At 57.7% G+C, this 16,932-nt stretch carries 22 protein-coding genes; 5 read left to right on the top strand and 17 right to left on the bottom strand.

Annotated elements, in window-relative coordinates:
- Positions 1 to 70: 70 nt before the first annotated feature.
- The 3 genes from rpoZ to AC1D1J_RS07805 are packed head-to-tail and all read right to left on the bottom strand — an operon-like array spanning position 71 to position 1,896.
- Entirely contained in the window at positions 71 to 274 is a 204-nt protein-coding gene (gene rpoZ / locus AC1D1J_RS07815; protein ID WP_011482283.1) for a DNA-directed RNA polymerase subunit omega, read from the bottom strand.
- A gap of 42 nt (positions 275 to 316) precedes the next feature.
- Entirely contained in the window at positions 317 to 937 is a 621-nt protein-coding gene (gene gmk / locus AC1D1J_RS07810) for a guanylate kinase (protein ID WP_477651217.1), read from the bottom strand.
- A gap of 41 nt (positions 938 to 978) precedes the next feature.
- Positions 979 to 1,896 carry a YicC/YloC family endoribonuclease gene (locus tag AC1D1J_RS07805; RefSeq protein WP_457282181.1) on the bottom strand — a complete coding sequence of 306 codons (918 nt, stop codon included), beginning with the start codon at positions 1,894 to 1,896 and terminating at the stop codon, positions 979 to 981.
- A 70-nt stretch (positions 1,897 to 1,966) separates the two neighbouring features.
- Between AC1D1J_RS07805 and AC1D1J_RS07800 the strand changes: the two genes are divergently transcribed.
- From AC1D1J_RS07800 to hemW, 5 genes are all read left to right on the top strand, one after another.
- A complete protein-coding gene (locus tag AC1D1J_RS07800; protein WP_457282180.1) occupies positions 1,967 to 2,974 on the top strand; it encodes a serine/threonine protein kinase in 1,008 nt (335 codons plus the stop codon).
- Complete coding sequence (locus AC1D1J_RS07795) at positions 2,971 to 3,873, top strand: PP2C family protein-serine/threonine phosphatase (RefSeq protein WP_457282179.1); 903 nt, start codon at positions 2,971 to 2,973, stop codon at positions 3,871 to 3,873. Before AC1D1J_RS07800 ends, AC1D1J_RS07795 begins: the two co-directional genes overlap by 4 nt.
- Positions 3,874 to 4,008: 135 nt before the next feature.
- Positions 4,009 to 4,737: a ribonuclease PH gene (gene rph / locus AC1D1J_RS07790; RefSeq protein WP_477694349.1), complete on the top strand. Its 729-nt coding sequence runs from the start codon at positions 4,009 to 4,011 to the stop codon at positions 4,735 to 4,737.
- A gap of 46 nt (positions 4,738 to 4,783) precedes the next feature.
- Positions 4,784 to 5,392 carry an RdgB/HAM1 family non-canonical purine NTP pyrophosphatase gene (rdgB, locus tag AC1D1J_RS07785; protein ID WP_477694348.1) on the top strand — a complete coding sequence of 203 codons (609 nt, stop codon included), beginning with the start codon at positions 4,784 to 4,786 and terminating at the stop codon, positions 5,390 to 5,392.
- Positions 5,393 to 5,406: 14 nt separating this feature from the next.
- Positions 5,407 to 6,597, top strand: coding sequence for a radical SAM family heme chaperone HemW (hemW, locus tag AC1D1J_RS07780; protein ID WP_477694347.1), 1,191 nt, complete (start codon positions 5,407 to 5,409; stop codon positions 6,595 to 6,597).
- 62 nt (positions 6,598 to 6,659) lie between these two features.
- On the opposite strand, the gene AC1D1J_RS07775 is transcribed toward hemW, so the two are convergent.
- The 14 genes from AC1D1J_RS07775 to AC1D1J_RS07710 all read right to left on the bottom strand — a co-directional run bounded on the left by AC1D1J_RS07775 (position 6,660) and on the right by AC1D1J_RS07710 (position 16,723).
- Positions 6,660 to 6,908: a hypothetical protein gene (locus AC1D1J_RS07775; RefSeq protein WP_477694346.1), complete on the bottom strand. Its 249-nt coding sequence runs from the start codon at positions 6,906 to 6,908 to the stop codon at positions 6,660 to 6,662.
- A 39-nt stretch (positions 6,909 to 6,947) separates the two neighbouring features.
- Positions 6,948 to 8,030: a DUF4034 domain-containing protein gene (locus tag AC1D1J_RS07770; RefSeq protein WP_477694345.1), complete on the bottom strand. Its 1,083-nt coding sequence runs from the start codon at positions 8,028 to 8,030 to the stop codon at positions 6,948 to 6,950.
- A gap of 12 nt (positions 8,031 to 8,042) precedes the next feature.
- Positions 8,043 to 9,149 carry a DUF4034 domain-containing protein gene (locus AC1D1J_RS07765; protein ID WP_477694344.1) on the bottom strand — a complete coding sequence of 369 codons (1,107 nt, stop codon included), beginning with the start codon at positions 9,147 to 9,149 and terminating at the stop codon, positions 8,043 to 8,045.
- A gap of 269 nt (positions 9,150 to 9,418) precedes the next feature.
- Positions 9,419 to 9,721, bottom strand: coding sequence for an I78 family peptidase inhibitor (locus tag AC1D1J_RS07760; RefSeq protein ID WP_477694491.1), 303 nt, complete (start codon positions 9,719 to 9,721; stop codon positions 9,419 to 9,421).
- Positions 9,722 to 9,829: 108 nt separating this feature from the next.
- Complete coding sequence (locus AC1D1J_RS07755; protein WP_477694343.1) at positions 9,830 to 10,534, bottom strand: DUF8168 domain-containing protein; 705 nt, start codon at positions 10,532 to 10,534, stop codon at positions 9,830 to 9,832.
- A 7-nt stretch (positions 10,535 to 10,541) separates the two neighbouring features.
- On the bottom strand, positions 10,542 to 11,096 hold the full coding sequence (locus AC1D1J_RS07750) for a nucleotidyl transferase AbiEii/AbiGii toxin family protein (RefSeq protein WP_477694342.1): 555 nt from the start codon (positions 11,094 to 11,096) through the stop codon (positions 10,542 to 10,544).
- Positions 11,097 to 11,197: 101 nt separating this feature from the next.
- Positions 11,198 to 11,626 (bottom strand): hypothetical protein, encoded by a 429-nt coding sequence (locus AC1D1J_RS07745; protein ID WP_477694341.1) that lies wholly within the window; start codon positions 11,624 to 11,626, stop codon positions 11,198 to 11,200.
- A 94-nt stretch (positions 11,627 to 11,720) separates the two neighbouring features.
- Positions 11,721 to 11,972 (bottom strand): hypothetical protein, encoded by a 252-nt coding sequence (locus AC1D1J_RS07740; protein ID WP_477694340.1) that lies wholly within the window; start codon positions 11,970 to 11,972, stop codon positions 11,721 to 11,723.
- 339 nt (positions 11,973 to 12,311) lie between these two features.
- Positions 12,312 to 13,109, bottom strand: a complete 798-nt coding sequence (locus tag AC1D1J_RS07735; RefSeq protein WP_477694339.1) for a hypothetical protein — start codon at positions 13,107 to 13,109, stop codon at positions 12,312 to 12,314.
- Between the two features lie 79 nt (positions 13,110 to 13,188).
- Complete coding sequence (locus tag AC1D1J_RS07730) at positions 13,189 to 13,854, bottom strand: hypothetical protein (protein ID WP_477694338.1); 666 nt, start codon at positions 13,852 to 13,854, stop codon at positions 13,189 to 13,191.
- Positions 13,855 to 14,441: 587 nt separating this feature from the next.
- Positions 14,442 to 14,948, bottom strand: coding sequence for an MOSC domain-containing protein (locus AC1D1J_RS07725; protein ID WP_477694337.1), 507 nt, complete (start codon positions 14,946 to 14,948; stop codon positions 14,442 to 14,444).
- Positions 14,949 to 15,469: 521 nt separating this feature from the next.
- Positions 15,470 to 15,832 carry a hypothetical protein gene (locus AC1D1J_RS07720; RefSeq protein ID WP_477694336.1) on the bottom strand — a complete coding sequence of 121 codons (363 nt, stop codon included), beginning with the start codon at positions 15,830 to 15,832 and terminating at the stop codon, positions 15,470 to 15,472.
- Between the two features lie 245 nt (positions 15,833 to 16,077).
- The gene (locus tag AC1D1J_RS07715; RefSeq protein WP_477694335.1) at positions 16,078 to 16,449 is read right to left on the bottom strand and encodes a hypothetical protein; all 372 of its coding nucleotides are present in this window, start codon (positions 16,447 to 16,449) and stop codon (positions 16,078 to 16,080) included.
- A gap of 55 nt (positions 16,450 to 16,504) precedes the next feature.
- Positions 16,505 to 16,723, bottom strand: a complete 219-nt coding sequence (locus tag AC1D1J_RS07710) for a hypothetical protein (protein ID WP_477688592.1) — start codon at positions 16,721 to 16,723, stop codon at positions 16,505 to 16,507.
- Positions 16,724 to 16,932: the final 209 nt, after the last annotated feature.

Below are 16,932 nucleotides of genomic sequence, written 5' to 3'. Positions count from 1 at the left end.
ATGGCCTTTATGAGGCCATAAATGAAAAAAGCACCGCATTGCGGTGCTTTTTTGCGGTGCCAGATTTGACTCAGGATGGCACTTTTTTCAGCATTTCGAGGCCAATCTTGCCTTCTGCGATCTCGCGCAGAGCGGTGACGCCAGGCTTGTTCTTGCTTTCAATCTTGGCGGCGTGCCCCTGGCTGAGCATGCGTGCACGGTAGGTGGCAGCCAGAACCAGCTGGAAGCGGTTCGGGATTTTTTCGAGGCAGTCTTCAACGGTAATGCGGGCCATGGTGATCTCCGGTGTGATCGATAACGGGGAAAGCGGGTGAAATCAGGGAATTTGAAGGGCCTGGAAGGTTTCGGCGCGGGCTCGCCGCTGGGCCGAAAACTTGAGCCTTTGGGCATGCACAATGGTTTTCAGGTCGAAAACTGCCCGCTCAAATAACTCGTTAATTATAACGAAGTCGAATTCGCGGGCCTGGGCCATCTCGGTGGCTGCGTTTTTGAGCCGCAATTCGATGACTTCGGCACTGTCTTCGCCACGCCGCTGCAGGCGCGAGCGCAACTCTTCCCAGCTTGGCGGGAGTATGAAAATCAGCACCGCATTGGCAAAAATCCGTTTGATGTTGATCGCACCCTGAAAGTCTATTTCCAGAATCACGTCGGCGCCGGTGGCGATTCGCTCCTCAATGGTCTGCCGCGAGGTGCCGTAGCGGTGGCCGTGTACATGTGCCCATTCCAGGAAGGAGTCACGCAGCACCATGCCGTCAAAATCCTCGGGCGAGAGAAAAAAGTACTCCCTGCCGTGCTTTTCCTGGCCGCGTGGAGGGCGTGTGGTGTGCGACACCGCGGGCTGGATGCGTGAATCCAGTTCCAGAAGGGCCTTGACCAGGCTGGATTTGCCGGCCCCGCTGGGGGCGGCTACAACAAAGAGGTTTCCGGGGTAGTCCATGCGTCCTGGGCGGTGATTTCGGTGTTTAGGCTAGGGCGGGGCTATTCGACGTTCTGGACCTGCTCACGGATCTGCTCTATCAGCACTTTCATGTCGACAGAAATGCGTGTCAGCTCGAGGGACGCCGATTTGGAGCCCAGTGTATTGGCTTCGCGGTGCAGCTCCTGGATCAGGAAATCCAGGCGCTTGCCCAGTTCCCCGCCGTTTGCCAGAAGGCGGTCAATTTCATCCAGGTGCGAAGAGAGGCGGGTGATTTCTTCCGCGACGTCAATGCGGATGGCAAAGGCTGTGGCCTCTGTCAGCGCCCGGTCCTGTGCAACTTCCGGCAGCGTGGCGCCGTCCGACAGCGCCATGGCTTCTTTCCAGCGTTCCAGGAAGCGGGTTTTCTGCTGCTCAACCAGTTTGGGCACCATGGGTACCGCCAGCGCTGCCAGCGCGCGCAGCTGTCCCGTGCGGTCAAGCAGCATGTCGGCCAGCCGGGCGCCTTCGCGTTCGCGGGCCGCCATCAGCTCTTTCAAGGCTTTTTTGGCCAGCTTGAGCAGCTCATCGCTGTAGTCATGTGGTTTTTTGTCCTCATTGGTGGCGATCCGCAGAATATCTGCCACGCTGAGTGCGGGTGCCTGCGGCAGCCAGGATTTGATACTGTCCTCCAGCGACCCGAGCCGTTGCAAGGTGGCCGAAGATGGCGCGCGCAGGGTGCTGGCCGAGGTACTTTCCAGCGAAACCCGCACTTCCACCTTGCCGCGCTTGAGCTTGCCGGTGAGCAATTCGCGCAATGCGGGCTCGGCCTGCCTCAATTCGTCGGGCAGGCGAAACGCCAAATCAAGAAACCGGCTGTTGACGGAGCGTATTTCGACGCCCAGACGGGAGCTGGCATCCGCGCCCGATTCAGTTTCCGGGGCGGATTGCGCCATGCTCGATTGCACGGCTGCATAACCCGTCATGCTGTAAACTGACATTTAAAAATACGCTTTACTAGAGAGAGAACAAGACCCAGACTGACCAAGTCATTCTGGTTCATCCCAAATTATGTCAAAGGTCAAGCCCGCACCATTGCCGCCCGACACCGTGATTGGTGGCTATCGTGTTGTGCGAAAGCTTTCAGCCGGTGGCTTTGGCGTAGTTTACTTGGCCGTCGACAACGAGGGCCAGCAGGTCGCCATCAAGGAGTACCTGCCGTCGTCCCTGGCTGGCCGGGCCCCGGGGGAATTGCTTCCGCAGGTCCAGGCCGAAAAGCTCTCGCTATACCGGCTGGGACTCAAAAGTTTCTTCGAAGAAGGCCGTTCGCTGGCCCAGATTTCACACGGCTCCGTGGTCAGTGTGCTGAATTTCTTCCGTGAAAACGAGACCGTTTACATGGTCATGAACTACCTGGAGGGCGGAACCCTGCAGGATTTCATCATCACGGCCCGTGAGCTGAAAAAGCAGAAGGTCTTCCGCGAGTCGACCATCCGTTCGCTTTTCGACGAAATCCTTCGGGGATTGCGCATCGTGCACCAGCACAAGATGCTCCACCTGGACATCAAGCCCGCCAACATCTTCATTACCGACGATAACCGTGCCGTCATGATCGACTTCGGCGCAGCCCGCGAGGTGCTGAGCAAGGAAGGCAACTTCATCCGCCCCATGTACACCCCGGGCTTTGCTGCCCCCGAGATGTACCGCAGGGACTCCTCCATGGGTCCCTGGACCGATATCTACGCGATCGGCGCCTGCATTTACGCCACCATGCAGGGCTATCCCCCCAATGATGCGCCGCAGCGCCTTGAAAAAGATCGTCTGTCGCTTGCCCTGTCCCGTTTGCGAGGCGTGTATTCCGACAACCTGATTGAAGTTGTAGAGTGGTGCATGTCCCTTGACCCCTTGTCACGGCCGCAGTCGGTATTTGCATTACAAAAAGAATTGAGCAGGGAAGGTGAGCGTCGTTACACCAAACTCACCGTCAGCGAAAAGGTTCGCCTTCAGTTTGACAACATGGTGTCTGACACGAAAAAAACCGCGCGCAAGGCCACTGGCTACGCGACTAAATTCAAATGAAATTCTCAGTCTTTCAGGTAAGCCGAAAAGGCGGGCGCGAGAAGAACGAAGACCGGATGGGCTATTGCTACACGCGAGAGTCGGGCCTGTTTGTGCTGGCAGACGGCATGGGAGGCCATCCTGAAGGCGAAGTAGCGGCGCAGCTTGCGCTGCAGACCATTTCCGCGCTGTACCAGAAAGAAGCGCGTCCCGTCATTGAAGACACCACCGAATTTCTTTCCACCGCGCTGATGGCGGCGCACCACCAGATCATTCGCTACGCCAGCGAAAAAGGCATGCTCGACACGCCCCGCACCACGCTGGTCGCGGCGATTTTGCAAGGCACCGGGGCCACTTGGGTCCATTGCGGCGATTCACGCCTGTATGTGGTGCGAGACGGCGAACTGCTGACACGCACCCGCGACCACTCCTACCTGGAGCAGCAGAGCGCCGGCGTCATCAAGCTCGAACGCATCAACCGCAACATCCTGTTCACCTGCCTCGGTTCTCCGACAAAACCTGTTTTTGACGTTGCCGGGCCCGTGACCCTGCAGCAGGGCGACAAGCTGCTGCTCTGCTCCGACGGCCTCTGGGGCAGCCTGAGCGACGAGGAAATTGTCCGCCAGCTGGCCGGCAAAGGCGTTTCCGATGCCGTCCCCGACCTGGTCGAAAATGCCTTGCGTACCGGCGGAGAACACAGCGACAACGTCACCGTGCTGGCCATGGAGTGGGAAACGCCTGACGCCTTCGAATCCACCCGGGGGGTGTCTACCGACAGCATCATGGACGGCGTTTTCGCCTCGACCATCCAGGCCGGCGTGCTGGATACCGTGGTGGACGACCTTGACGAAGCGACCATTGAACGCTCCATCGCTGAAATCAACGAAGCCATTCGCCGCTCGGCCGCAAGAAAAGCCTGATACCCCGGCTTAGCCGTTTCGGTGGCTGCGCCTTCGGCGCCGCTTGCCTCTCCCGTTCCCGCTCCATTCCAGTTCCGTTCCTTTCAATTCCGCCATTCAGTCCCAGTCCGGCGACTTGCCAGAAAGCCATCCACCATGAGTCAGTTTGAACGAAGCGGCGCGCGTGCGGCCGACGCCCTGCGCCCCGTGCGCATCACCCGCCACTACACGGCCTATGCCGAAGGCTCCGTACTGATCGAGTTCGGCGGCACCAAGGTGCTCTGCACCGCCTCCGTTGAAGAAAAAGTACCTGGCCACAAAAAAGGCAGCGGCGAAGGCTGGGTCACGGCCGAATACGGCATGCTGCCCCGCGCCACGCACACCCGCGGAGACCGCGAAGCCGCCCGCGGCAAGCAAAGCGGGCGCACCCAGGAAATCCAGCGCCTCATCGGCCGATCGATGCGGTCGGTGTTTGACTTGAAAAAACTCGGCGAGCGCACCATCCATCTCGATTGCGACGTGATCCAGGCTGACGGCGGCACCCGCACCGCCAGCATCACCGGCGCTTTTGTGGCCGCGCAGGACGCCGTCAATACCCTGCTCGCCAGCGGCAAGCTCCAGCAAACGCCCATCATCGACCACGTCGCGGCAATCTCGGTCGGCATCGTGCAAGGTACGCCCTTGCTGGACCTGGAATACACCGAAGACTTCGCCTGCGACACCGACATGAACGTCGTCATGACCGGCGCCGGCAATTACGTGGAAGTGCAGGGCACCGCTGAAGGTGCGGCGTTCTCGCGCAAGGAAATGGACGCGCTGCTGGTTCTGGCCGAAAAAGGCATCGCCGAACTGGTCGGCATGCAGAAACAGTCGCTATCAAATTAATAGCTGCTTGCGCCCGACCGTATTGGTCTAGAGCCATTTTTCGCTTATGAAAATCGTACTTGCGTCGAACAACCAGGGCAAACTCGCCGAGCTCAAGGCCATGCTCCTTCCCTTGGGCCTGACGCTGGTCAGCCAGGCCGAGCTGGGCCTGCCGGAGGCTGACGAGCCCTTTCGCACCTTTGTGGAAAACGCACTTGCCAAAGCCCGCCAGGCGTCGCGCCTCAGTGGCCTGCCCGCGCTGGCTGACGACGCGGGCTTGTGCGTGGATGCCTTTGGCGGCCTGCCCGGCGTGGACACCGCGTTTTACGCCACGCAGTTTGGCTATGCCAAGGGCGACGACAACAACGTCAAAGCCTTGCTGGAGCAGATGACCGGCCTGACGCAGCCCGCCCAGCGTCGCGCGGCGCTGGTCAGCACCCTGGTGGCGGTCCGGTCTGCTGAAGACCCGGAGCCACTGATCGCCTCGGGCCGCGTGGCCGGAGAAATCGCACCAGCACCCGTCGGCAGCAACGGTTTCGGCTTTGACCCGGTGATGTACATCCCCGAGTTCGGCCAGACCTTCGCGCAGCTGCCCGTTGAAGTGAAAAACGCCAACAGCCACCGCGGCAAAGCCGCACAGCAGATGATCGAACTCCTGCGCGAGCGCTGGCTGTAACCACTCTTCCTTTTATGGCCCAGCAAGACATCCAGCACTACATGCGCAGCGGCACGCTGCAGCTGGCCGCGTTGCCGCCGCTGTCGCTGTACGTGCACCTGCCCTGGTGCCTCAAGAAATGCCCCTATTGCGACTTCAATTCGCATGAAGTCGCGGGCGAAATGCCAGAGCAGCGCTATATCGATGCCGTGGTAGCCGACCTGGAGGCCGCGCTGCCCCTGATCTGGGGCCGCATGGTGCACAGCATTTTTATTGGCGGCGGCACACCCAGCCTGTTTTCACCCCAAGCCATAGACCGTCTGCTTGCCGACATCCGCGCACGCCTCAGACTGGAAGCCGACTGCGAAATCACGCTCGAAGCCAACCCCGGCACCTTTGAGAAAGACCGCTTCAAGGCCTTTCGCAGCGCCGGCGTCACGCGCTTGTCCGTCGGCGTGCAGAGCTTTGACGACAAGCACCTCAAAGCCCTCGGCCGCGTGCATGACCGCGCCCAGGCCATCGCCGCGGTAGAAGAAGCCGCACAAGCCTTCGACACCTTCAACCTCGACATCATGTACGCGCTGCCAGGCCAGACCATGGAAAGCCTGGAGCAAGACATGCGGCAGGCGCTGGCGCTGCAGCCGCCCCACATCTCGATTTACCACCTCACCATCGAGCCCAACACCTACTTCGCCAAATTTCCGCCCGTGGTGCCTGAAGAAGACACCGCCTACGCCATGCTCGACAAAATCACCGAGATCACGCAGGCCGCCGGGTTGCAGCGCTATGAAGTGTCGGCCTACGCCCGGCCCGGCCACCGCTGCTTTCACAACCTCAACTACTGGCAGTTTGGCGACTACCTCGGCATAGGCGCCGGCGCCCACAGCAAGCTCAGCTTTGCGCACCGCGTCGTCCGCCAGGTGCGTTACCGAGAGCCCAAGCTCTATATGGAAAAGGCCCTGGCCGGCGAAGCCGTCACGCAAGAAACCGAAGTCAGCCGCGCCGACCTGCCGTTCGAGTTCATGCTCAACGCCCTGCGCCTGCGCGACGGCTTCAAGCTGCAAGACTTCACCGAAAAGACCGGCCTGCCCTTCACCGCCATCCAGCGCGGCCTGGAAGAAGCCGAACGCAAGGGCCTGATCGAGCGCGACTTCATACGCGTCAAGCCCACCGAGCGCGGCTTTGATTTTTTGAACGACCTGCAGACATTGTTTTTGGCCGACTAGCGCCCACGTCAACGCCAACGTCAACGTCAACGCAACATCTCTCTACAAAATCTATGGAAACATCAGCCGTTGTTTTTCTGGTTATCAGCTGCGCCGTCAGCTTCGGCCTGGGCCGGCTGTTTGTGCACTTCCGCGACAAAAAACGGAAAGAAAAACTGCAGGCCCGCGAAGCCGAAGCATTGCGCAACCGCCCGCCAGAACCCGAGTCCCTCAACAAGGCCAAGCGCAAGCGGCAGCTTCAGCAACAGAGCAAGCTCAGCAAGGGTCGTGATAGCCGTTAAGCCGGTTACGCGAGCCGTATCTTCCGGCACGATTGCGTCAGAAAATCCAGGGTCGTATGAGTGTTCGGCCTATCTGGCCGCCCATTTCGCGCAAGCTTCATGCGATTTTCCGCTCAACCAGTAAATGGCGTTCAATTCTTCTTTCGGCAATTGCTTCATGGCTTTCAGAAACGTGGGCTTGTCTTGCCTGGCGCATGCATAGCTCGGATAGAGGTTCTTGAAATACGGATCCGGATAGCGCGCAATAAGGTCTTCAAAGCTTGCCTTCATTCGCGGCCAGTTCATTTTTGATCCGGGCATTAAAGCCCGACTGCGGTGAATATAGAGCCGCGCATACATAGAGCTCCCTTCAGTGGCCCGTTGTTGCTCGCTCCAGTAATTGATGAAGGCATCGATGGCCTCCCAGTTGCCATCATCCGCCTGCGCGATGCTGTCCAGCGTATTCCGATAAAGATAGAAGTCCCGCGGCCAACGCTTGACCGCATTCCTCAAGGCCGCCTCAATATTGGCGTTGGGTTCTCTTGAGTTCAGCGCGATGTCGAGCGTCAGCATGTCCCACATCGGCGTGGCTTTCAACTCAGCGGGGGCGTTATCAAGTATTTTCTGGGCGGCGGCAAGCCTGCTGTCATAAAGCTCCCAAGCCTCGGGAGATATCGAGTTCTGTCCCCCCGAGCCGCGCGCGTTCCACGCATTGGCGTATTGGTAACGCGCTTCGGCAAAAACCGCAAAGTAAGAATTCGGAACAGCGGCCTTCCAGCGTTTGATTCGGTCTTCTTCCACGGGCAACGTTCCAGGTGCGGGCATTGCCAGCTTGAACGCCATATAAGGAGCGGTAGCCATGGGCTCGCCTGCGGGGAAATTCTTGCCCGATGCGATCAACTCTTTTAGTGCCCGTTCCAGCGCCTTGAAGCTTTCCATTGTGTACAGCAGCTTCAGGTTTGACGCGGCGGTCTGATAGTTGGGCCAATAGTCGTTGTTGCATGGTGGCCCTCCGGGGGGCGTGTAGCAACGCCATGGCATTTCGTCGCCTGAGGCGGCAGATGCCGGGCCGACGAGAGCAGCCGCGAGCGCTGTAAAAATGCAACCCTTTTTCAGATGGCTTATCCAGTTGTAAAGAATCAACGCCTTCTTTAAATCGATGAGTTTCAGCATGCGGTTATGTCCCTATTTGGAAGCCCATAGCGTGCAGACATCGTACGAATGACTCTCAAGCCATATACCGTGAAGAAGCTGCTCTTTTGGCAATTGGCTCATGGCTTTTGTGTATGCCAGTTTGTCCCTTGCGAAACAGGCGTACGCAGCAAAGTAGTTTTTGAATGCAGGGTCGGGGTAGCGTGTGGCCAGGTCTTCAAGGCTTGCCCGCATCCTCTCCCACTTCATTTTTGTGTCGCTCGGAAGAGCTGTTCCTGCCAGGCTAATATACAAACGCGCATACATCGACAACCCTTCGGTGGCCTGTTGTTGCTTGCTCCAGTGATCGATAAAAGCTTCCACAATCTCCCAGCTGCCGCCCCATTTGGGCGTCAACCGTGACACAGCATGTGTGTAGAACTCGAATTGACGGGGCCATTGCGTCACGGCAGCCTTGAACACAGGCGCTACTTTGTTCTTGTTCCTTGAGTCCAGCGCAATACCAAGGGCCAGGCCATGCCAAAGCGGCGTCTTCTTCGCGGCCGCAGGCGCGCTGTCGAGAAGCTTCTGTGCAGCCCGAAGTCTGCTGTCGAACAGCTTCCACGATTCGGGTGAAACGGTGCCGGCATACCCCTCGCCCCGCGCGTTCCATGCATCTGCATACTGGTAAGCAGCTTCCGCAAGGACGACAAAATGCGAATTCGGAAACGCGGCTTTCCATTGCGCCAGTTGCATGCGCTCATGTTCCCCCGCGCCTGGCCCTTTAAAAATCTGGTGGAAAGCAAAGTAAGGCGTACTTGACAAAGGCTCTCCCGTCAAAAAGTTTTTGTCAGAGCCCGACAGGTCTTTGAGCGCATGCTCAAGCAGGCCAAAACTTTTCAGCTGAGGGTTCAGGTAATAAAGCAGTTTCAGGCGGTCTGCACTGGTCGGGAGGTCCGGCCAGTCTTCGCCCTTGCAGACGTCACCTTGAACGCCATAGCAACTCCACGGGTAAATGCCCAGCTTTTTGAATTCCCCGGGTCTTGGCCCACCTGCTGATACCGCTTCAGAAGCAGCCACCGCAGCGGTGAGAAATCCGCTAAACAGCAAGGCAAACGCGCAAGCTTTCTTCAGGAAGGCGTTCCAGTTGTTGATTGACATTCGCAGCCTTTGATAAGTGGAGCAGATGGCCAGCAGAGGCTGCCGAACGAAGGAAGAATATCAGCAAGGGGTCGTTTGCATCCTGCAAACAGAGGGCTTGCGTGGGGAGGCAACAACAACATTCACGTTGGTATGTCGGCCTGCCAAACCTGGCAATCCATCGAACGTAGTCTGCTCAGCAAGGCCGGGCGCAAGCGGCCGCAGAAACTTGAAAACAAAAGAAGTCAAAAACCACGAGCGTTAGCCGGCCTTCGCGCCGGCCTATGTTTTTAACCGCAGCTGACGTGCGTCACGCGCCCGGCCGCATCCACCGTCAAGCTCAGCCGATCAGCATTGAACTCCATCGTCACGACCTGTCCGGGCTTGAGAACCCGGACGGCTTTGGTGCCGGCGCGTGTGCGGGCTTCTTCTTCAAGTGCTGCGTTCGCATTGCGGCCCACGGCAAATTGGGCTGGTGCGGCGTTGCAAGCACCGCTTGGCGGCGCAGATGCTGGCGCTGATGCGGCAGGGCCTCCTGCACAGGCGGAGAGGGCTATTGGTAGGGCAAGTACAAGAGCGTTGGGGAAATGCATGCGCATGGCGAGGTCCTTTCGGCGAAGTTTCTTGAAACATATCTCACGAGACATGACAGGGCCGCAAGTGGGCGAAGCCCGCTTGCGGACGTCCCCTCGATGGAACGGTTAGTCGGTTGGTTGCTCATGCTCCAAGTATTTGAGCAGAATGTCTCGGGTTAATAGCAGCATCTTCCAGCGCGTTGGTCCATCGGTAGGTTTTGCGTTGACCCAGTTTCCGTGGCGAACAGGATCGGCGTATGCCTTGATAGTGTTGTCGATGATTGCGCGCTCCGTGCCCAAGGCGTCATGCAAAGACTGCCAAGTGTCCTTGCCCGTCTTGAAGGCGAATGCGGACTTCAGGCTCTCGACTACGCGGAAGCAGTAGGTCGCGCAATCGGTTGTGTCGTTGATGGCGCGGAGATAGTCTCGCAGTGCCAGACGGAAAAACAGATCGCGATTCGCCTGCACGAACGCTCGGTTGAATACGGGGCCGTACGGATCAAATCCGAGCGTTTCGGTTGATGCAGTGCCCGTTGGCCGAACACCAAATACATGGGGCGTTCCGTCTTCCTCGGTAACTTGAATCAACTCGACCGCGTAGCCCGAGCCCAACGAGAATCCGAGCGCGCCCACAACAATGTGCGCGAAGTGTTCCGCCGCGATGTATGCGGTTATGAAACCGTCAATTGACATGAGGTCCAGGAGCACCGTGACTTGAGAAGAGTCGCACTGTGCAACTACCCGTCCGTGCTCTGGCATCTGCCATTCGACGGGGCCGAAGCGAATGTCGGCTCGCTCAGGGTGGACTCTGCCGGTGGCAACGTATCGCATGGGCCGCCTAACGTCTGAGATGAGAGGCGGCGCCCGACCTGCCGGGCGACGTCCTCTCGATTGAAGGGCTAAGCTGCCGCTTCCAGTGCGCCAAGATTGCCTCGACATCTGCTAGGTCGCGAGCTTGAGCTTCTTGTGCCAAGTTGCTCGATGCTGAAACGACCTTGGTGTACAAGAGCTCTTCGAGCCCTAGTACCCGGAGTTCCAAATTCTCGAAGCTTGCGAGAAGGGCGTTCTGGGTAGCTGCTGCAAAGTCGAGTGCGCCAACTGAGGTTAGGACATCGACTTCTTTACTGGCCTGATCTGGAAGACAGAGAAGTTTCTTTGTCATCTGGAGCGTTTCAGCCGTGAGTTTGTTGCTTTGGACTGGTGTGAAGGCGCTCAGTACCTGATGAAGCTTGTCTGCGTTGACCTCCGCCCGCGAGACAACGAGATCGAGATCCTCCGTTTCTCGGTTCATGCCGTGTGCTTGCATCGCCTTTCCACCAATCACGAGAAACTCTATACCTGCCGCGAGAAACGTCTGGGCGACTGACAGCTGATACGGTGAAAGTGAAGGCATTTGGAATAGCGCTCCAAGCGGCCTAACGTGGAGATGACCGGACCACCAACGAGAGCGGCGAAGCCGCCTCCCGCTGTTGTGGGTCCGCGTCGATTGACCAGTTAAGCACGCAACACCTCCCTCTCGAACTTTTCCATGGCCGGAGTGAGATCCTCCTTCAGTAGCCAGTAGTTGTCAATTGCACGACTGAGCATGTCAATTGATTCATGCTTCAGGTCGAACTTCACGAGCTTGGGGGCGCCCACGTCCCAGTGCTTCAGGCTGTTCCTTGCCATGTTTGCTCGGTCCGCGATGTGCCTCGGTGGGGTGGGTTCGCCATACAGCTTCAAGTGAATTGCCGCCACCGCACGCTTCAGCGCTTCTAGCGAGTTTTCCTTCCCTTCCGCGACCAAAAACTTACCGAAGACCTCGTCAGCCGCTCCGGCGAGCGTGACTACTGAACCGTAGTCTTTTCCTTCCGCAAAAAGAGCTAGCGCGGTTTCCAGATGTTGGCGCGCCAAGTCCTCGCGGTAGTAGGTTTTCACTGGCATGGGATATGTCGCTGTTTAAAGTAAAGATGACCAGACCACCAACATGAGCGGCGAAGCCGCCTCCCGCTGTTGTGGGTCCGGTGTCGATTGCATGTTAAGCAGCAAGATGCCCTCCCACTCTGAGAACAGCGAAAACAAAGAATGCAACTAGAACAGCAACAGTGGGAGCCCATAGCCAAACCGGCATGCGCCAGAAGTTTTTTCGGTCTCTGGAGGCAAAGCGCTGCCACCGCGGAATCTCCCGATGGAAGCTTGCTTGCTCGAAATTGGCATTGAGATTGCGAGAAAGCTCCTCCAACTCGTGTGCATTCTCGAGCGCTTCCTGGCGTGATAGCTCGCGCTTCATTTCTGCTGTTTAACGTTGGAGGTGAGCTGCATACAACGGCAAGGGGTCGCGAGGCGTACGGTCCCCGGCGCGCTTCGCGACCCCTTGCCGTAGTGTGTCGATCTCGACCAACTTGTTAGGTCTCATTCCCATTGCTCCTACGTGTCACCGCTTCGACAGCCACAGCGGCTAGGATAAGTATGTAGCCTACGACGCTCGTCCAGTGGAGCGGCAACGATCGCTCGCGCGGCACTTGACCGAAAGCCCAATTTCGGAGCGCCCGATATAGAACCAGCGTTTGCCATGAGACCTAATGTCGGAGTTGACCGGTGGGTGTCCGCGTCGACGACCTGTTAGACCTCATGGTCCGAAAGGGTCGAACGGCGACCGGTTCTGAAATTCCACCACCAAACGTGTGGCAACGCTTGCACCGGGGGGGGCCATGCGCGACTCCAAGATGTATGCGCCGGTGCATCCTCGAGCGCCGAAGTTCTTTGCGTCGCCAAGACCAATCCACCCGTAAATGTCCAAGCCAAATATACAGAATAGTCCCTTCCCGCCATCTGCTTCAGCCCACACGCATTCGTACCGCATCTTTCCTGTGCAAGAGATCACCGCGTCCATGCGGCCGAGAGCGCGATTGGACTTGAGCGCTTCGACAAACGCGAGATGCTGTTTAGGTACAGGCTCGACGTGAACTGCGCCGTCCTTAACGCTTCCATGCGGGAGCGGCGGGGTCGCCTGAAACCATGTTCCCAGAGGAAGGGGCTCCCGGTACAAAGCAGCATGGAAACCACCGACCCACCGGCGGATCCCTCCTATGACATCAAGATTGTCGAAGTACGCTGCGTGAAGGGAACCATCGGAAGCGGTGAGCAGATTGACTTGGAGCCGTGTGTTTGCGGGATCGAGAGCCTTGCGCCTCTGGGTTGCGATCAGCTCTCCTAGCTTCGCGTCATTCTCCGTGTGTTCGTTGTTGCAGCGGAAATGGGTCTTCAATTTCAGCGGCGGGTTTCGATCCGACGGATCGAAACATGTCTGGGCCGGCACATGGTCGTGATTGGTCTCGTCCGCCGGCGCGAAGGGCTTGCCGCAAACGTGGCAGAACGGAAGGTCCCGCACCGCGCGCAACTGGGCTTGGGTCGAGACGGTGACCATGTTTCTGAGGTCTAACGTAAAGTTGAGTGGACGCCGCAGGCGGTCCGCTCGAACGACAGGTTAAGTGTCACGCCCACGGTTAGTCCCTTTTAGCGTACTTGAACGGGAGTATCAGGACAACTTCGTCGGCCAAGGCTGCCATTTCAGGTGGGAACACCTCAAACGAACCCTTGGTAAGACTTGCGATCATGGTTGGCACATATCGCTCGATGAAGGGGGCATGAGACGGGACCATCTTGATCCATTTCATCCAACCGTCTGCGCGAATTCTTATCTCCGCGATGGCACAGCCATACACACGCTCGCCGTTGTCAGTAGGCCAGTTTTCAGTTCCGTACTGCTCAATGCGGTGAGTCAGGCGTGACAAGTACGACTTGAATGGCTCCTCCGTCGTGGTAGGAGTGAGGTAATGCACCCTCAAGTCAAGCTCTCGCAGATTTTCTTCGACTCTTGCCAACGTTCGTCGCATGTGCTGGAGCCGCGCCTCTCTTTCGGCGTTTTGCGGCCGGGTTGCCTCCAACTTAGCCATTTCTGCGCGGTAGTTAGAGAGACGCTGATCGACCTCCGCGCGCAGGCGTGCCTTGCGTGCGGCCGACTCTGCTAATTCGACTGGGGTCGGAGCATCAATAGGCTCGCGTGAGCACGGATCCGCCATGGTGGAAAGACTGACGCATGCCAGGATGACTGCGTGCGCGACCAACAGGGCGACGCGCAAGGATCGAGATGCGCGGGGCGATGTCTCCATGAGATTTAACGTAATGTATACCGCAAGGTCTGCGGTATAACATCGCCCCTGCCGTATATCCTGGCCACTGAAAACCCAGCCAAGTGCTTGTTATTAAAAGGCTTATTTTCCATTTTGAGTTTTGTTCAGGTCAATAAAAAAGGACCAAACCCCGCAAACCAATTCTAGGCGGACAGTCTTCTTTTCCTCAATGCAGTGATCACATACAACCAAGGTAGCAGCCACATTGCAGAATAAACCATGAATACCCATGGTATTGGGTCCGACGAAGGAAGACTGGGTCCAAGGTAAGCCGTATAGAAATCGACACTCCAAAGTACGTTCAGCACACCGAGGAGCGGAGCCAACGCCACGACCCAAGCCCCGAATACCTTTGCCCCTTTCACAAACAGGAGTAAAGCGATTGGTACTGCCGCGCCAACTATGGGAGTCCAGAGTAAAAGTGAATCAAGAGCGCGCAGGGGAGAACCCCATCCACCCAGTGCTAACGCTGCCGGCCAACTCACGAGTCCAATACCAATCGCCAACACGATTCCGACAATTTGCATAACGCTCAAGTCCGCTTGAAGGAAGAGTTATGCCGCACCCTAGACCGGCAGGAGGGGCTTGAAATCATGGGGCTCATATATGACCTCGATAGTATCGGTGGCCTGAACGGTGCCACCTTCAAGAACGATTGCCATCACTCCAGCCTTGCGGATGAGTGAGCCATCAGTGGAACGTCCCAACACGGCGGAAAGAAGACCAGGTTGGAAGTTTTCTATCTGGGAGCAAGGGTTGCGCAGACCAGTGATCTCAACGATGGCGTGAGCGCCAATCTTCAGCCTTGTGCCTGTGCTCAGATTGAGCAGTTTGATTCCCCGTGTGGTGATGTTCTCGCCCATATGGCCGGGTAGAACCTGTAGGCCATGTTCTGCAACCTCGGCGAATAGCTCCTCGTGGAGGAGATGAACTTGCCGTAGGTTCGGCTGCGTGGGATCTTTGGCCACTCTCGACCTGTGCTTGACCGTGACACCATAATGCGCATCGTCTCGCACGCCGTGACCCGGCACAAGCTCTGTGCTCGGAACTTCGGACTTGGAGAACGAGTGCATTTGGTTCCTATGCACTGCTACGACTTGATAAGGCATATCTTGTGCGGCCTAAGGTTGGAGGTGACCGGCACGCACYGGCRGCGCGCCGCGAGGTGCACGATCACCCGCGCGCATCGCGGCGCGCTGCCGGTGCGTGTCCGTGTCGACCGACTTGTTAGGCATCGCGCCCCACCAGCGGAACACGCTGAAGATGAGCCCAAGAATACGCACCAAACGCCAAGATGGCTATGGGGACGCTCCACGCGTAGGGCAAGAATCTCAATGAGGCGGCAATGACCAAGATGGCGACGATACCTGGCGCCAGGGACCACCATGACACACTCACCTTCCTCTGACACGAGCCACACGTTGCCTTCGTAGCCGGGCCGAGGAACATCTTGCGCGTCGGGGACAACGCGCGTTGCATGCAGTAAGGGCAGGTGTACATCGTGATGTCTAACGTTGGCGCTGCCCGGCACGCAGCCAGTGCCGCGAAGCGGCTATCTGCGGCTGAGTGTCCGTGCCGAGCAAAAAGTTAAAGCTCATGCGTAACGCCCCAGAGCGGCCGCTACTGCAGGCGGTGGTTCATGACCATCCTCGGCCTTCATCTCGTTATCCCATCGAACAAAACGCGTTACAGAAATGCGCTCGCCCAATGCATTGGACACCGCCGCGATCAAGTAGTGAATGGAGTGCGTTTGGTCTTTCACGAAGCGTTGTTGCATCAACCCCTCTACCGATGCTGGATTTTCCGCCGCGATGTGCACTGCAACGTCACGTGCAAGTGCAACGAACTCCTGACACCGCGTGCTGAACTCGTCACGGACGCGAAATTCCACCATGACACCAACGCGACCGTTGTGTCCAAACGTTTCGATCACACGCGTGTAGCCGTCTTGGTCCATGAGATTTAACGTAATGCATACCGCAAAGTCTGCGGTATAACATCGCGCTTGCGGTATAACCTGGCCACTGAAAAACCAGCCAAGTGCTTGTTATCAAAAGACATACTGTCCATTTTGAGTTTCGTTCAGATCGATAAAAAGAACACCAAACCCCGCAAACCGATTCTAGGCGGGCAGTTTGGGTGCCGCCACCCCAAGATAGACGAGCGCCTCGCTTGTGACGCGCGACGAGGGCGTGACGTGACTCATTGCACGGGCGGCCATAGATCGGAGTACGCGAATGCGGGCCAAGCCACTGCACAGAAAAGCACAAAGACTGCTAAGAACATCGCGCCGTACCAGCGGACCAACTGCTGCAGCCAGTCTGGAAGGAAGCCAGCGCGCCCCAACCTGGCCATTGACCCGTGCTCCGGATGGAACCACGAAGCTGCACAAAACATTGCCCACGGAATGCCGACGGCTGGGCCGGCCAGCGCCCCGGCCAATCGAGCCACCACGGGCGTGCCATACGCGGCGCACGCAGCAAATGCACCGAAGCCGGCGATCGTGCACGCGAATGCCACCCAACGCTTGCTGTAAATGCGGATCGCAACTTTGGTGACGAGTACGGGTGTCATGTGTAGTGGTGCCTAGGCGACATTGGCGATGATGAGTCGGTCCGATGTAAATATCTCAGCTCGCAAAGGGAAAGCGTAGAGCGAAGATGATGTAAAGGCCTATAGCGATCTCGCCCAGGCCGATGAGGATTGCCGGAAGCCCTTCAACGACACGCTTCTCGTCGCTATCTCCATTCCACGTGAATTTGGCTTCTCGTCGCAGAACACTCTTCACGCCCGCTGCGATCGATGCGAGGCCAAACAGTACGGTGATGATTTTTAAAAGCAATGCCATGAGACGCCTAATGTTAGAGGTGACCGAACCACAATAGTAGCGGTGGAGCGGCCTTTTTTCTGTTGTGAGTCTGTGTTGATTGACGGGTTAAGCATCTCTATCAACCCTCAAACCTGACACTGCCGGCGATGCGTCTGGCGGTGGGCGCATGCTTGTTGTTCTCGGTCACGGCTACGGCCACCAGGATTAGGCACCTTTTTTGTGCGCAC

This window comes from Polaromonas sp. P1_F8 (assembly GCF_056405635.1).
This window is presented reverse-complemented; position numbering and strand designations above follow the sequence as displayed.

Bases quoted from the DNA above. Each gene is read 5' to 3' on its own strand.
- rpoZ (WP_011482283.1), bottom strand. From the start codon at position 274: ATGGCCCGCATTACCGTTGAAGACTGCCTCGAAAAAATCCCGAACCGC.
- gmk (WP_477651217.1), bottom strand. From the start codon at position 937: ATGGACTACCCCGGAAACCTCTTTGTTGTAGCCGCCCCCAGCGGGGCC.
- AC1D1J_RS07805 (WP_457282181.1), bottom strand. From the start codon at position 1,896: ATGTCAGTTTACAGCATGACGGGTTATGCAGCCGTGCAATCGAGCATG.
- AC1D1J_RS07800 (WP_457282180.1), top strand. From the start codon at position 1,967: ATGTCAAAGGTCAAGCCCGCACCATTGCCGCCCGACACCGTGATTGGT.
- AC1D1J_RS07795 (WP_457282179.1), top strand. From the start codon at position 2,971: ATGAAATTCTCAGTCTTTCAGGTAAGCCGAAAAGGCGGGCGCGAGAAG.
- rph (WP_477694349.1), top strand. From the start codon at position 4,009: ATGAGTCAGTTTGAACGAAGCGGCGCGCGTGCGGCCGACGCCCTGCGC.
- rdgB (WP_477694348.1), top strand. From the start codon at position 4,784: ATGAAAATCGTACTTGCGTCGAACAACCAGGGCAAACTCGCCGAGCTC.
- hemW (WP_477694347.1), top strand. From the start codon at position 5,407: ATGGCCCAGCAAGACATCCAGCACTACATGCGCAGCGGCACGCTGCAG.
- AC1D1J_RS07770 (WP_477694345.1), bottom strand. From the start codon at position 8,030: ATGCTGAAACTCATCGATTTAAAGAAGGCGTTGATTCTTTACAACTGG.
- AC1D1J_RS07765 (WP_477694344.1), bottom strand. From the start codon at position 9,149: ATGTCAATCAACAACTGGAACGCCTTCCTGAAGAAAGCTTGCGCGTTT.
- AC1D1J_RS07760 (WP_477694491.1), bottom strand. From the start codon at position 9,721: ATGCATTTCCCCAACGCTCTTGTACTTGCCCTACCAATAGCCCTCTCC.
- AC1D1J_RS07755 (WP_477694343.1), bottom strand. From the start codon at position 10,534: ATGCGATACGTTGCCACCGGCAGAGTCCACCCTGAGCGAGCCGACATT.
- AC1D1J_RS07750 (WP_477694342.1), bottom strand. From the start codon at position 11,096: ATGCCTTCACTTTCACCGTATCAGCTGTCAGTCGCCCAGACGTTTCTC.
- AC1D1J_RS07745 (WP_477694341.1), bottom strand. From the start codon at position 11,626: ATGCCAGTGAAAACCTACTACCGCGAGGACTTGGCGCGCCAACATCTG.
- AC1D1J_RS07740 (WP_477694340.1), bottom strand. From the start codon at position 11,972: ATGAAGCGCGAGCTATCACGCCAGGAAGCGCTCGAGAATGCACACGAG.
- AC1D1J_RS07735 (WP_477694339.1), bottom strand. From the start codon at position 13,109: ATGGTCACCGTCTCGACCCAAGCCCAGTTGCGCGCGGTGCGGGACCTT.
- AC1D1J_RS07730 (WP_477694338.1), bottom strand. From the start codon at position 13,854: ATGGAGACATCGCCCCGCGCATCTCGATCCTTGCGCGTCGCCCTGTTG.
- AC1D1J_RS07725 (WP_477694337.1), bottom strand. From the start codon at position 14,948: ATGCACTCGTTCTCCAAGTCCGAAGTTCCGAGCACAGAGCTTGTGCCG.
- AC1D1J_RS07720 (WP_477694336.1), bottom strand. From the start codon at position 15,832: ATGGACCAAGACGGCTACACGCGTGTGATCGAAACGTTTGGACACAAC.
- AC1D1J_RS07715 (WP_477694335.1), bottom strand. From the start codon at position 16,449: ATGACACCCGTACTCGTCACCAAAGTTGCGATCCGCATTTACAGCAAG.
- AC1D1J_RS07710 (WP_477688592.1), bottom strand. From the start codon at position 16,723: ATGGCATTGCTTTTAAAAATCATCACCGTACTGTTTGGCCTCGCATCG.